13 protein-coding genes and 1 pseudogene are annotated in these 12,450 nt (G+C 44.7%); 5 read left to right on the top strand and 9 right to left on the bottom strand.

The genetic code is table 11. The features are described from left to right. Window positions 1-125: 125 nt before the first annotated feature. Window positions 126-1,379 carry a glycosyltransferase 87 family protein gene (locus MiSe_RS12210; RefSeq protein ID WP_226579392.1) on the top strand — a complete coding sequence of 418 codons (1,254 nt, stop codon included), beginning with the start codon at window positions 126-128 and terminating at the stop codon, window positions 1,377-1,379. Window positions 1,380-1,631: 252 nt separating this feature from the next. On the opposite strand, the pseudogene MiSe_RS12215 reads toward MiSe_RS12210, so the two are convergent. Continuing rightward, window positions 1,632-1,715 (bottom strand): annotated as a pseudogene (locus MiSe_RS12215) (helix-turn-helix domain-containing protein); the annotation flags it as partial. Between the two features lie 14 nt (window positions 1,716-1,729). Then, window positions 1,730-1,954: a helix-turn-helix domain-containing protein gene (locus MiSe_RS12220; RefSeq protein WP_226579394.1), complete on the bottom strand. Its 225-nt coding sequence runs from the start codon at window positions 1,952-1,954 to the stop codon at window positions 1,730-1,732. Between the two features lie 181 nt (window positions 1,955-2,135). Here MiSe_RS12220 and MiSe_RS12225 point away from each other — a divergent pair, with 181 nt between their 5' ends. After that, window positions 2,136-2,648, top strand: coding sequence for a hypothetical protein (locus MiSe_RS12225; protein ID WP_226579397.1), 513 nt, complete (start codon window positions 2,136-2,138; stop codon window positions 2,646-2,648). A gap of 82 nt (window positions 2,649-2,730) precedes the next feature. Here the strand turns inward: MiSe_RS12225 and MiSe_RS12230 are convergent, their stop codons facing one another. Beyond that, a complete protein-coding gene (locus tag MiSe_RS12230) occupies window positions 2,731-2,943 on the bottom strand; it encodes a helix-turn-helix domain-containing protein (protein WP_226579400.1) in 213 nt (70 codons plus the stop codon). 116 nt (window positions 2,944-3,059) lie between these two features. On the opposite strand from MiSe_RS12230, the gene MiSe_RS12235 reads away from it, so the two are divergent. Further along, the gene (locus tag MiSe_RS12235) at window positions 3,060-3,515 is read left to right on the top strand and encodes a hypothetical protein (RefSeq protein ID WP_226579403.1); all 456 of its coding nucleotides are present in this window, start codon (window positions 3,060-3,062) and stop codon (window positions 3,513-3,515) included. A 301-nt stretch (window positions 3,516-3,816) separates the two neighbouring features. Here MiSe_RS12235 and MiSe_RS12240 read toward each other — a convergent pair whose 3' ends face one another. Then, complete coding sequence (locus tag MiSe_RS12240) at window positions 3,817-4,464, bottom strand: Uma2 family endonuclease (protein ID WP_226579405.1); 648 nt, start codon at window positions 4,462-4,464, stop codon at window positions 3,817-3,819. Window positions 4,465-5,106: 642 nt separating this feature from the next. Here MiSe_RS12240 and MiSe_RS12245 point away from each other — a divergent pair. After that, the gene (locus tag MiSe_RS12245; RefSeq protein WP_226579407.1) at window positions 5,107-5,799 is read left to right on the top strand and encodes a hypothetical protein; all 693 of its coding nucleotides are present in this window, start codon (window positions 5,107-5,109) and stop codon (window positions 5,797-5,799) included. Window positions 5,800-5,817: 18 nt separating this feature from the next. Continuing rightward, window positions 5,818-6,525: a pentapeptide repeat-containing protein gene (locus MiSe_RS12250; RefSeq protein WP_226579409.1), complete on the top strand. Its 708-nt coding sequence runs from the start codon at window positions 5,818-5,820 to the stop codon at window positions 6,523-6,525. 261 nt (window positions 6,526-6,786) lie between these two features. Here MiSe_RS12250 and MiSe_RS12255 read toward each other — a convergent pair whose 3' ends face one another. From MiSe_RS12255 to MiSe_RS12275, 5 genes are all read right to left on the bottom strand, one after another. Further along, window positions 6,787-9,057, bottom strand: a complete 2,271-nt coding sequence (locus MiSe_RS12255) for a glycoside hydrolase family 57 protein (protein WP_226579493.1) — start codon at window positions 9,055-9,057, stop codon at window positions 6,787-6,789. Between the two features lie 91 nt (window positions 9,058-9,148). Next, window positions 9,149-9,379: a NifU family protein gene (locus tag MiSe_RS12260; RefSeq protein WP_226579414.1), complete on the bottom strand. Its 231-nt coding sequence runs from the start codon at window positions 9,377-9,379 to the stop codon at window positions 9,149-9,151. A 128-nt stretch (window positions 9,380-9,507) separates the two neighbouring features. After that, on the bottom strand, window positions 9,508-10,158 hold the full coding sequence (locus MiSe_RS12265; protein ID WP_226579417.1) for a DUF3386 domain-containing protein: 651 nt from the start codon (window positions 10,156-10,158) through the stop codon (window positions 9,508-9,510). A gap of 57 nt (window positions 10,159-10,215) precedes the next feature. Then, on the bottom strand, window positions 10,216-10,476 hold the full coding sequence (locus MiSe_RS12270) for a hypothetical protein (protein ID WP_226579419.1): 261 nt from the start codon (window positions 10,474-10,476) through the stop codon (window positions 10,216-10,218). Between the two features lie 133 nt (window positions 10,477-10,609). After that, on the bottom strand, window positions 10,610-12,331 hold the full coding sequence (locus MiSe_RS12275) for a GAF domain-containing sensor histidine kinase (RefSeq protein WP_226579422.1): 1,722 nt from the start codon (window positions 12,329-12,331) through the stop codon (window positions 10,610-10,612). Window positions 12,332-12,450: the final 119 nt, after the last annotated feature.

Genomic DNA, 12,450 nt, shown 5'->3' on the forward strand with positions numbered 1-12,450 from the left:
GCTAAATTAGGAAAAATTTCTCAACTCTTTTAGGCATCAGGCAAAATAGTGTTATAAAATCATCAAAAAAATCGTTTATATCATGGGTGCTTTCTTGGCAGTTTATTTCCTTAGAGGCTTAATTTATGTTATGCCAAAATCAGGTTCAAAACATTCATAAAAATTGGGCTTTTTGGATTGTAACCATCCACTTTTTAGCCCTGCTCGTTATAGGTATTTTAACCTCTCGTAGCGCCTTTAGTATTTTTGATATGGCTATATACTTCAGATACTCGACTAATTTGTTAAAAGGCCAGTTACCTTATGTTGACTTTAATCTAGAGTATCCACCCTTGGCTCTGCTAGCATTTGTTTTACCTCGACTCGTCACATTAGGACGTTCTTATTATCTGTATCTAGTTTTATTTATGCTTGAAAATGTAGTACTTAGTACCGCGAATACACTGTTCTTACTACGTTTGATGCGCGGCTTTAATTATTCTAATAATCGAAAAATATTAGCATTGCTATTTTACACATTATTTGCCTTAATTATTTCACCCGTTCTCCTCTGGCGTTATGATTTATTTCCAACGCTCTTCACAGTTTTAGCTTTATTGGCTGTAAGATATAATTATGCTGCATTAGCAGGTATAGCTATAGGATTGGGTATAGCTGCTAAACTTTATCCTGTTGTTTTGCTACCCGTCTTTACGGCTTACTATTTTGCCAATAAAGCCTACCGCTATTTATTAAATTTATGGGTGGGAACATTAAGTGCAGTCGCTCTAACTGTTCTACCATTTTTAATAGCTACCCAGGGCAAGCTATTTTCATTTCTGACTTACCACAAAGAGCGAGGTTTACAGATCGAATCATTGCCAGCTGGCATCATTAGTTTGGCACACAACTGGGGCTTAATCGAAATTACAACAATAAATAGCTACGGTTCGCGAAATATTGTCTCTCCGCTAGATGATACAGTGCTGAAGTTATTGCCTTGGTTGTTGCTATTAACTTACAGTCTTATGTTAATCTGTTGCCTGTACCGTTTTCGAGAAGATCGTTCTCAAAGCGATTTGGTTAAATTTAATAGTTTAATAGCCTATACCCTGAGCGCATTGTTATTATTTATTCTTACCAATAAGGTATTTTCACCGCAATACATAATATGGTTAATTCCTTTGGCCGCACTTTTAAAACCACGTCAAGCCGGTTTAATGCTAGCTATTTGTATTACAACCTTTATCTTCATGTCATACCCAAAAATGCCTTACCTTGATTCTGGTAAGATTCTGTGGCTAAATCTGAGAAATATATTAACCTTAGGATTGAGTCTATGGATATTTTTGGAGTACCTGCCTAGCTCAATTAAGAATATATTAAGACAAAATAAATAGCACCTTCTGTTAAATGAAAAGTCCTGGAAAAGCAGGCATGTTATTCATTTGGGTGCGGAAGAAGCGGATTTTTTGAGGAGATTCGCGGATTGAGCAATGGCTGCCTCTAACGCCTTCCGCAGCCAAACCGACTTGACAGAAGTATTAGAACAACGCTGAGCATACTGGAACATCGACTCTGGCTAGTCCCCCACATCAAGCGGCACAATTCCCTAATTCTGAGTTGGCCTTGATATGGCACTTTGTATCGCCTACTCCAGAACGCTCAGACACTTGCTTGAGAGTCCAAGCTTCGAGAGCAGCTAGTTCTCTCACCCGCAACCTAATCAATCCCATTGTTTCGTCGCAGCTTAGCTTAAGGTTTCATCGCCAGTCCACTCAATCAGTTCATCCAAAGAGCATTCTAAGGCTCGACAAACACGAAACAGCGGATCGGCATCCATGCGTAACAATGGCTGGTTTGCCCATCGATGGATCGTGTTGTAGTTGACTGAACTCAGCCTGGATAACTTCGACATCGTTATCTTTTGGCGATCGCACAATTCCCTGATTCTCAGTTTGGCTTGAAATGGCACTGTTAACCGCTTGTATTCCTATAACTTTACAGTGTATAATATAACAGTTCTAATAAAAAGCGATCGCCACTCCGGAATCTAAAACTGAAGGGCGATCGCAAAGAGTTAGAACTCCCATAATCCAAGATGCATCTCCTTGGTACAGGAACTGATGCATCTGTTTCATACAGGAAAACTTCCTATGTCTATCTTACCAACCTCAGAGCCAAATTCCAAGCCCGTCCATAGACTTGCTCGCTTCGTCACCAAAGCAACAGCCGCCCTACTGTTCAACCTGAAGCCAGAACAGATTAAGCGCGTCGAATGCTGGCGATATGTGGTTTACGTCAACGGCGAGGGAGTCAGTCAATTCGTCAGCTACGCCGATTTTCCGCCCATTGTAGGGGTAGAAGCACCCACAGATTTAGACTTCGCGTACTGGCGCCGCCGCTGCAAAAAGAGCCAAAATCCCGAAAAAAGGAAGCTTGCCCCCGATTTTTGGGCGCAGTTTTATGCTAATAAGTTCCACCATGCTCTCTCAATAGGAGAGTTATTTAATTGGGGCAAAATGGTGAATTTGGTAAAACGAGTATTTGCCGAAACCACATTGCACAAGCTGCGAGAGGTGTACCGCCTGGAAAAATGGGCGATAGAGAACTTTTCAATAGTTACGGGACTTACCCACGACGAGGGCATCACCTTTGTTTCGACCTAGATCTCTAGTTTGCAACCGACGATTTTTCACAGAAACGCGGTTTCTTTAAACTAGGTGTTCGCACTGGAGCGATCGCGCCACCCTAATCTCGCACTACCTCAACCAAGTCTTCAATCATCACATCAAACGCGCGCGCTAATTTCTGAATAGCTGTGAAATCAACCATCGCCATTGCTGGTGAGCGGGCGTATGTTCTAACTGTGCTGTAAATAACTCCAGAACGCTCAGACACTTCCTTGAGCGTCCAACCTTTCTCAGCCGCAAGTTCTCTAACCCGCAACCTAATTAGCCCCATTTTTACCTTTACAAGTGTTGAACTTTAGTCATTATACGTCTATGATAAATAAAGATCGCCGCTCCGGCTTGCAAAACTGAAGGGCGATCGCTTCTATATCTATGTTATCAACATCTATGTTATCAACTTCTCAGCCAAATTCCAAGCCCGTCCATAGACTTGCTCGCTTCGTCACTAAAGCAACAGCCGCCCTACTGTTCAACCTGAAGCCAGAACAGATTAAGCGCGTCGAATGCTGGCGATATGTGGTTTACGTCAACGGCGAGGGAGTCAGTCAATTCGTCAGCTACGCCGATTTTCCGCCCATTGTAGGCGTAGAAGCACCCACAGATTTAGACTTCGCGTACTGGCGCCGCCGCTGCAAAAAGAGCCAAAATCCCGAAAAAAGGAAGCTTGCCCCCGATTTTTGGGCGCAGTTTTATGCTAATAAGTTCCACCATGCTCTCTCAATAGGAGAGTTATTTAATTGGGGCAAAATGGTGAATTTGGTAAAACGAGTATTTGCCGAAACCACATTGCACAAACTGCGAGACGTGTACCGCCTGGAAAAATGGGCGATAGAGAACTTCTGAATACTTAACTAGGCAGATATATAACGCAAGTTGCTAGTTATCTCATGAATAGAAGCTAATGGCTAATGGCTAATGGCTAATGTCAGTAAAAATCCTATATTAGCAATTAGCAATTAGCAATTAGCAATTAGCAACTTCGAAGTTTATAACTAGCAACTTGGGTTATATAGCTAAAGATAGGAGGGAGGCGCATCGTCCTTATTTTCCTCGCTCCAAGATGCGAGCCCATACCTACTCAAAAATAACTACGGCACTTCAATCGGAGATGGCACTAAAAAATTGCTTATGGACTGTCTCCAAATCATTTCTGTATTTGTTCTCTTACCCACTTGCGAAATGCTCTGAGGGTTGCACTTTCTCCCATTGTTATGCTCTGTTGCACAAACTGGGAAATAGCTTCTACAATTGGCAAGTTTGGAAACGTGGGACTAATTTCCGATTCAATGTATTTCCCATCTCGAAGAACATTAATTTGTAGCTTGCCATTTTCATATCGCCACAGTTGAGGTACTCCGAGTGCCTCGTAAGCATCAAGCTGGGTTTTAGAAGTAACATCCACTTCGATAGCTAAATCAGGCGGCGGATCGACGGTCAAGTCAATCCGCTTTTTACCAATCATTATAGCATAATTTTGAATGTAGAAACATTGGTCTGGATCGATGCCTTGATCCATATCTTTTCGTTTAAAAGTCGTCGAGCCGAAACACTGCCGCTCTATCTCCAGTTCTTCGATTAATATCTTTACCATATCACCAATGAATTCTTTATTTACTTCATGTTCTGGCAATGGCATTCTTATCTCCAAAGTTCCTTGACTGTAAGCTATACGACTGGCACGAGCTTCTCCCAATTCTTCTAAAATAGCTTCAAATTCCTGCCAGCTTACATCGTGTAACAATACCCTATGCCCCGGCGGTACACTTATTTGTCTTAATTGCAGCGTTACCATTTCAACCTCCGATTTTAATTTATTTAGTAGCTATATAATATTAATTATAAAATGAGTAAATCATGTATAATTATAATCAATTGTCTCATAAATTAGGCAAATGGGAGAGCGACGGCGTCTTTGAAAAACACAATTATAGACGAGCGAGCGCCTACGCATAATTTTACTTTATCTTAGAGGCGAGCGCTCCCCACCCAACACTAACTATAGCTTGATTCTCTACATAACTCAAGTTGCTAGTTATCTCATGCATAGTAGCTAATGGCGTTACTAGGCAGAGCCCTGGTCACGAGGCTAATGGCGAGATTGGTAAAAATCCAAGATTAGCAATTAGCAATTAGCCAGCTGGCAACGCGCTTGTTTATAACTAGCAACTTGCGTTACATAGCTTAAACTATCCCATCCCTTTTACCTGAAAACCAGCCCAGAAGTAGGGGCGAGTGAATGGTTTCTCTGTGCTTTCCAATTTAATCATGACTTACGCAAAAAAACCCGGTTTCTACCAAAAATCGTGGGTTTAGATCCGAGAGATTGACGCATCACCTTTGTTTTTGGGCCTGCGTGCATAAGTCCTGTTAATGTTGGGTACATTCCCACCCAACAGAAAGAAAAACAGTTAATCAACAGTCGCGAGGAATTCTTATGACCGTAAATTTTCCCGATGATATCCAACCTGAAAATGTTATCGATTTCCGAAGCCATTCCAAAACCAACAATCAAAACAGGTACATCGATCCCATCAAAGCTGATGAATATCGCAGCACGGGTAAATGTGACGACCCAAGATTAAAAAGAGTCCTAAAACGTCTCTATACTGGCGAGCAAGTGCTATCGCCCCAAAGCGCAGAACGGCTAGGTCAGGCTCTTGATCAAGCAGTAGAAGTTATCGAAAAATCAGCTTCCTCTCTTGCGGATTTGAGCAAGGTTTTACAGATTTCCCTGGGTCAATCCCAAAACGACAGCGATCGAACAGCTACCGAAATTAAACAACTCATTGAGTCCGAACAAAAAAATCTCACCCAGGGAATTCATCGCCTATTAAATATCGCTCAAAAGTACGCCAAATCTCCTCGTAACATCAGCAACGCACAACATGCAGGCTACAAACGCTACCAAAAGCTGGTCGATGACATCACCTATATTCATCGATTTCTAGTTGAGCAAGCTCACGTATCCGTAGCAGGTTTTGAGCTAAGTCTTCATCCAAAAGCTTATTTTCGCCGCTGGGATTATCTGGATGTTTTGCCTGGGTACTGTAGAGAATTAGCCAATCTTACTCGCCGCAGTATTTTTGAAAAAGTTCCGGGAACACAATCTGACGCTTTAGAACTTTAATTTGATTGGAGATGTATTATGTTAGACAAATTATGCAAAAGCCTTGCAACAATTTTGGGCATTGATTCGGCTCCAACGACACCGCAACGCCCTAAACTGCTAACTATTAGGGATGGAGATTTTTATCGAGATTACCAAAATGGTAGAAGAGATTTTCGCAATTTAATCTTCGAGAATGTTGATTTACGAGAAATCAATCTATGCGGAATTGATTTCCGCAAGTCTGATTTGAGAATGGTCGAGTTACATAACGGAGTCCAGTTGCAAGGTGCTGACTTAAGCGGGGTGATGCTTAGTGGCATGAATTTACGGGGACTTGACCTCAGTAACGCTAATCTATATGAAGCGGTACTGGTGGGGACTGACTTAAGGGGTGCAAATCTAAATGGGGCGAACCTCAGTAAAGCTAATTTGAGCTATGTCAATTTCTACCATGCCTTCCTAGTAGGAGCCGAATTGCCTGATTCTCAGTTATACGCTGCTGACTTGAGCAAAGCTGACCTAAAAGGGGTCAATCTCAGCCGTGCTAACCTGAGTCGAGCTAACCTAACATGGGCTGACCTAAGTTATACCAATTTGGGTGAAGCTGACCTAACGATGGCGAATCTGAGCTATGCTGACTTGGAAGGTTCTAACCCGGAACTTGCCCACACGCTGTTTACGACCCTTACAGGCGTGCGGTTGCCTGAAAATGTTTTTATTGGTAGGGGTAGGGGTAAAACTTAGCAATTTAGAACTTAGGCAAAGAAACCGGGTTTCTATGAAAAATCAGAGATCTACGCAGAAACAAAGGTGATAGGTTCGTCGTGCCTAAGTCCTGCAATTATTACCCATAAAAATAGACGCTAGAGAACTTTGAGGAAGAGGTAAAATTCTCTCACTACCTCTTCCTTCGCGCCCTTTGCGTCTAATTCGCTACCCTTGAATCGCTCTTGCGCATCCGCGCCGCTGCGCGAACGCTAACGCGGTTCAATTAAATCTACCTTCTTACGGCACTTCAATCGGAATCAAAGCATTCTCCGGCAAATAACTGCGATAACGCTCTCCCTCCGACAAAACCAAAATCAGCCGCAAAGGATAATCTGGTTCAACATTCAAATCAGCCCAAGGCACAGCCAATTCCAAACACTTATTTAAAGCCAATTGGGCGCGACTGGTACGAGGATGCCATTGATAATGCTCCCCAGCTTCTTGAAACCAAATTGATTTCGTCAGTAAATTAACCCCCAAATGATGGTGAAAATGATAATTTAGCGGTGCTTCATCGGGTAACTCAGCCAGCGGCACCGGACTATTATTCATTGTCCTATCTGGATAAAACCAAAGCAAATTTAACTCTGGCGGACAATCTTTTCCTGGTTGAATGCCACTTTTGAAATCTAACCTGACATAGAAATTCAAGTGATCGACCCCATACCAAAGCCGCTGGACTGCAATGCTGTTGTGCATCGTACCCCGCGCGCCGCCAATTTCGATTCGCCCTGCTTTATCCCAGTCTTGTTCGTCACCCACACCATCGATAATCGGATGAATAAAGCTTTCTGGTCGATGATCGCCTCGCGCTTCGTGAATCTCAACTGGCTTGAGAATATTTTCTGGAATGGGTGCGTTTAATGCTTGATAAAGCGCGCACAAATGTTCGCGAAATAACTGGTCAAAAATGGCATCTTGGTTAGAAGAATGACCTTCACCAAACCACCAAAACCAGTCAGAACCTTCAGCAGCATAAAGCGCTTCCCAGGCTTCAGGATTATTTTCTTCCGTCGCTTCTGGATGATTTGCTAATACTATTCTTGCTTCTGTTAGCAAATCCCAAGCGCGGTTTTTAGCCTGGTCGCCGATCCAAGTGGTAAGATTACCATCGACCCAGGAACCCGTATGCAGTTGCTCGGCGGGGATAGTCGCCGTTGGGGGGAACTGGTCGATAAATTCCGATACGGTGACGAGTTTAATGTCCGGAGAGTCGCTCAGGGTGGCGTAGAGGGCTTCCAGGAAGGGTTTACCGTCTAATTGGTAATATTCCCAGCAATTTTCCCCATCCAGGGCAATGGTGACCAACCAAGGCTGTTCTAGGGCTGTTCCGTCCCCTGGCTGCCTGTGTTTGAGGGTACGAGCGATCGCTTCCAAGTGTCCCACCAATTCCGCCGCCGCCCGCTGCGGTTCCATCGACCCATAAGTAAATCCAATCAAATCGGATAATCTATGGTCGCGAAACACAATCGCTAAGTCACCCGCTGGCGTTTCTAAGCGATAGGGACGATACAATAACTCCGGTTCTTCCACATTTCCAGAACCATCCCGGTGGAAGAAGTGCTTCAGGGTCCAACCTAAAATAGCTTCATCCGAGCAAATCCAGTTAAACCCCTGTTTGACAATGTGTGGTAAAATCTGGGTGCCAACTGCCTGTTCCGAAGGCCACAACCCGCGAGGGGCACAGCCGAATCGCTTTTCGTACATATCCCGCGCTTTTTGCAAGTGGCGGGGAATATCTTCTTCCCACTGAAAGCGGTGCTGGGGTAAATTCATATTCGACACCGCTACCCGCCCGACGTTTGTATCTGCCAGCAAGGGCAAGATTGGGTGGGTGTAGGGCGAAGTTGTGACTTCCAACTGCCCAGCTTCCTGCATTTTCCGATGCTGGGGGACAATGCGGCCCAGAATTTCTTGCTGTTTGGCGTAAATTTTGCGGCGATCGCTTAAATTAAAATTTCTCCCCCGTTCGATCCACGCCGCAATTTCCGGGTCGTCCCAAAATAACGGATCGATCCAAGCCAGATTATGCCAAGCCATGACATCGCCGTAATCTCCCGACTGCCAATTTTCCAGACACCAGGAGCGTCCATTTTCCTGCCGTTGCTGGTACAATTCGGCGTAGCGCGGATGCGGGTCGATCAGCGTGTGGTGGTTGGCGTCAAAAAAATGCTCGATAATAAATCGACGCTGTTGATCGTTAAGCTTTTCGGCTGGGGTTAAAGCCACCGCCAGATAAGGGTCTACCCCCGTTCCAGCAATGTAATCTTCCAGTTGCAGAATTAGCGAGGGGACTAAGTTTACGGTTTGATGCAATTTGGGATAGCGTTCCAACAGCAGCACCAAATCCAGGTAATCTTTTGTTCCGTGCAGCCTTACCCAAGGTAAGCGGTACTCACTTGTAGCGAGGACATCGGCATCGCCATCAGACAGCGGGGTGTTGTTGCGACTTTTATACAAAGGTTGATGCTGATGCCAGATAAACGCGACGTATAGAGGATGGGTCATGGGTAATAGGTAATGGGTCATGGGTCATGGGTAATGGGTCATGGGTAGTCAGGTAGCCAATGACCAATTACCCATTACCCATTACCAGTCCTTATATCACTTGTTCCACTTCGGCGATTTCCGGGATGGATTCCTTGAGTCTGCGTTCAATTCCCATTCTTAAGGTCATCGTCGAGCTGGGGCAAGAACCGCAAGCACCTTGCAAGCGCAGTTTGACGATGGGGCCGTCGATATCGACTAATTCCACGTTACCGCCATCGGACATCAAGTAAGGCCGCATTTCATCCAAAACAGTTTCGACGTTGTCAACTGTCAGTTCCATGATGTCAAACCTCGTTAAATCGCAGCTAAGTTTATCGTAGATCTTTTGAGGGAAAAAACCGCGAGCCATGTTACGGAAAATTGGCTATTGCGTTTCTGGACATCGAGACGCGCGCTACTGGTTTTTCCTTAAACTGCTGCTACTTCCAGCAGTTTCACGTTGGCAAAATTAAATTCGGTGGCGATAATTTGACCATTTTCGCGGGAACGCACCACTTGGCGATTCATCACGTAATAATCGCCAATTTTCTGGTAATTATCCTCAAATTCCAGTTCTCTGGTCATTTCATTCGTCTGCGCGTTGCGGAAAACAGCGTCGTAGCGTTTTGATAGGTAACCCTCGCCAGTATCTAAACTTTCGTGGGTATCGATAACGAACGCCATCCTTCCCATGACGCGACTGACTTGGCAAATTTCCGTGCCTCGGATCTTATAGTTAGACCCCATCGCATCGCCTTTGACCAGAATTTCCATAGCACCCGTCAAGTCTTGTTCTCCCAGGTTAAACTGGTTTTTCCCGTGGGACTGCTCAAAACTAGACCGCTTGCGGTGGGTCACCACATCCCGCAACTGAGTGTAGATGCTTTGTTTGACCTCTTCGTCCTCGATTCCGGTAACTTCTACGCTGAGGTCGCCGTTAATGCGAATTTTGCCAGTGTAGACTTCATCACCTTGCTTGAGTTCCACATCTGCACTGTAACCCGGAAAGTTCGCATCCCAGGTATAGCGGTTTTCGTAGGCCGCTTTGAATAATTCGCGAGCGTTAGTTTGCTCAGTCACAGAATTCTCCAAAAATCACCTTTCTCTAGTTTAATTAAACTTGTTAACTCGGTAAGCTCATTTTTTTTCATAAAACTTACGCGCGAAGATCCAAGAAACCGGGTTTCTGTGTATATCTTTCGTTGCCAGCCACAATTTTTCCCTGAAACCCGGTTTCTTGGCTTTCTGTGTATATCTTTCCTTGCCAGCCACAATTTTTCCCTGAAACCCGGTTTCTTGGCTTTCTGTGTATATCTTTCCTTGCCAGCCACAATTTTTCCCTGAAACCCGGTTTCTTGGCGTCAGTCCTGGGTTGTTATTTTTTTTACAACCCAGCAATAACTTTCGGCATTATCTATGCTGCCATAAAATTAGTTTACGAGTATTCAACCCAATTTGCTAAGGGTAATTGTCAGGATTCGACAGCATTTTAATCCAATTACCAATGACCAATTACCAATGACCAATTACGTTATTTGGATGAAACTATTAATGGTTCTTGGTACAGTGGGATGGTAAACGTAACTGTCGATCCCAGTCCTTCGCCCATGCTGTAAAAGTTTACTTGACCGCCCATTGTTTCCACTAATTTTTGCGAAATAGTCAATCCCAAACCCGTCCCGCCGTACTTGCGGTTGAGGCCGCCATCGACTTGAGTGAATTTTTGGAACAGCCTGTCTTGTTTTTCCAGCGATACCCCAATTCCCGTATCTGCCACGCGTACTACTACCATTCCTGGTAATTCTTGGTCTTTAAATAATAATTTCTTTTTCTGAACTTCGGCGGTAATTGTCACTCCACCTTCATGGGTGAATTTGATGGCATTGCCTACCAGATTTAACATCACTTGCAACAGCCGTTGGTAGTTGCCGTAGACGATCACTTCATCGTGGGCCGCTGGTAGTTGAAAGCGCAGGCTCAAATTCTTTTGCTGTGCCTGAGTTCGGGCAAAGTCATCGACCCGAGCGAACAATTCTTTCAACTTGACCGAGCCTAACTCCAGCTCCATTTTACCTGCTTCGATTTTGGCGATATCCAGAATATCGTTGATAATGTTAAGCAGGTGCAGCGCCGAGCGGTATGCTTCTTGGATAAATTCTTGCTGTTCTTCGGGGTCTTCTGCCATTCCCTCTAGGATCAGTTTGAGGAATCCGATCATCCCGTTGAGGGGGGTACGCAGTTCGTGGGAGGTGTTGGCGAGAAATTCGCTTTTGAGGCGAGAAGATTCTTCTGCTTGCTGACGCGCTTCTTCTAATTCTTCGTAGAGGGTGGCGTGAGCGATTGCCGTCCCCACTTGTTCGGCTATTTCCCGCACCAGTTCGATTTCTGCTGGTTCCCACCCACTGCGTCCGCACTGATACAAGCTAATCAACCCGTTGGGTTCGTTTTTATAATAAGTTGCCACCACCAGCCTTGACTTTTGGTTGCAAGATTCCTGGGGTTCTTCTACCACTGTTCCCAGGGTGGCTAATGCCTTCGTTAGACAAGGGTCATCTTTAACTGCTAATGTTTTTCCCAACAGCGAGGGACATTGTTCTTGGCGATACTCTGCGACGACTCTTACTTCCGGATCGCTCTTTTTATAACCACTGATGATGCAGCGACTCACGCACAACGCTTTTCCCAGTCCATCCACCGTTTGCTGCCTAATCGTATCCAGATCCAGCGTGCGACGAATATTTCTGGCTATTTGGGTCAGCAGTTTTTGGTAGTCTTGAGGATTGCAGCTCAGCGCACCGTTTTCTGTTACTTTGGCTGGAGCGTGACCTGAATGATTCCCCTCTAACTCGTGCGACGGGCTTCCCATTACCAGTACGGTTGTTGCCGTCCCATCTGGCCTCAAAATTGGGCTGATCGCTAAATCGAAGCGAAAACTATGTTCTTTATATCGAAATTTACAGCTCAACCGTTCTGGAACTTTACTCTCTATAATTTGCCGCACCCGTTGTCTATAAGCCGCCGGATCGGCTGGTTCTATTGTCTCTTCACTCCCCGCCGCCATTTCGGCTGCGGATATACCGTAGCGTTCTGCTTCCTGCCAATAAAATGACAGATACCGTCCCGAAACCTCTTGGGTATATACCAGTTCTGATCCTATATCTTGCAGACTGGCAACATGACTTGCGCTCAAAGCAGATTCCAATTTATTGTTAGCTTCTGGTAACGTGCGTTGCAGATGGGTGGACAGGGTCATGAGCGTCTATTTTTTCGCAACAGCTATTGTTATTAATAATGGTAGTAGCGCCTGAGACAATTAGACACAAACGCCACTTCTGATGCTACCCGACTCTATAATCCAATGACTACAATACC

It is taken from the genome of Microseira wollei NIES-4236 (genome assembly GCF_020521235.1).
Taxonomy (GTDB): domain Bacteria; phylum Cyanobacteriota; class Cyanobacteriia; order Cyanobacteriales; family Aerosakkonemataceae; genus Microseira; species Microseira wollei.

Coding starts and splice junctions, on each gene's coding strand:
- MiSe_RS12210 (WP_226579392.1), top strand. CDS start 126: ATGTTATGCCAAAATCAGGTTCAAAACATTCATAAAAATTGGGCTTTT.
- MiSe_RS12225 (WP_226579397.1), top strand. CDS start 2,136: ATGTCTATCTTACCAACCTCAGAGCCAAATTCCAAGCCCGTCCATAGA.
- MiSe_RS12230 (WP_226579400.1), bottom strand. CDS start 2,943: ATGGGGCTAATTAGGTTGCGGGTTAGAGAACTTGCGGCTGAGAAAGGT.
- MiSe_RS12235 (WP_226579403.1), top strand. CDS start 3,060: ATGTTATCAACTTCTCAGCCAAATTCCAAGCCCGTCCATAGACTTGCT.
- MiSe_RS12240 (WP_226579405.1), bottom strand. CDS start 4,464: ATGGTAACGCTGCAATTAAGACAAATAAGTGTACCGCCGGGGCATAGG.
- MiSe_RS12245 (WP_226579407.1), top strand. CDS start 5,107: ATGACCGTAAATTTTCCCGATGATATCCAACCTGAAAATGTTATCGAT.
- MiSe_RS12250 (WP_226579409.1), top strand. CDS start 5,818: ATGTTAGACAAATTATGCAAAAGCCTTGCAACAATTTTGGGCATTGAT.
- MiSe_RS12255 (WP_226579493.1), bottom strand. CDS start 9,057: ATGACCCATCCTCTATACGTCGCGTTTATCTGGCATCAGCATCAACCT.
- MiSe_RS12260 (WP_226579414.1), bottom strand. CDS start 9,379: ATGGAACTGACAGTTGACAACGTCGAAACTGTTTTGGATGAAATGCGG.
- MiSe_RS12275 (WP_226579422.1), bottom strand. CDS start 12,331: ATGACCCTGTCCACCCATCTGCAACGCACGTTACCAGAAGCTAACAAT.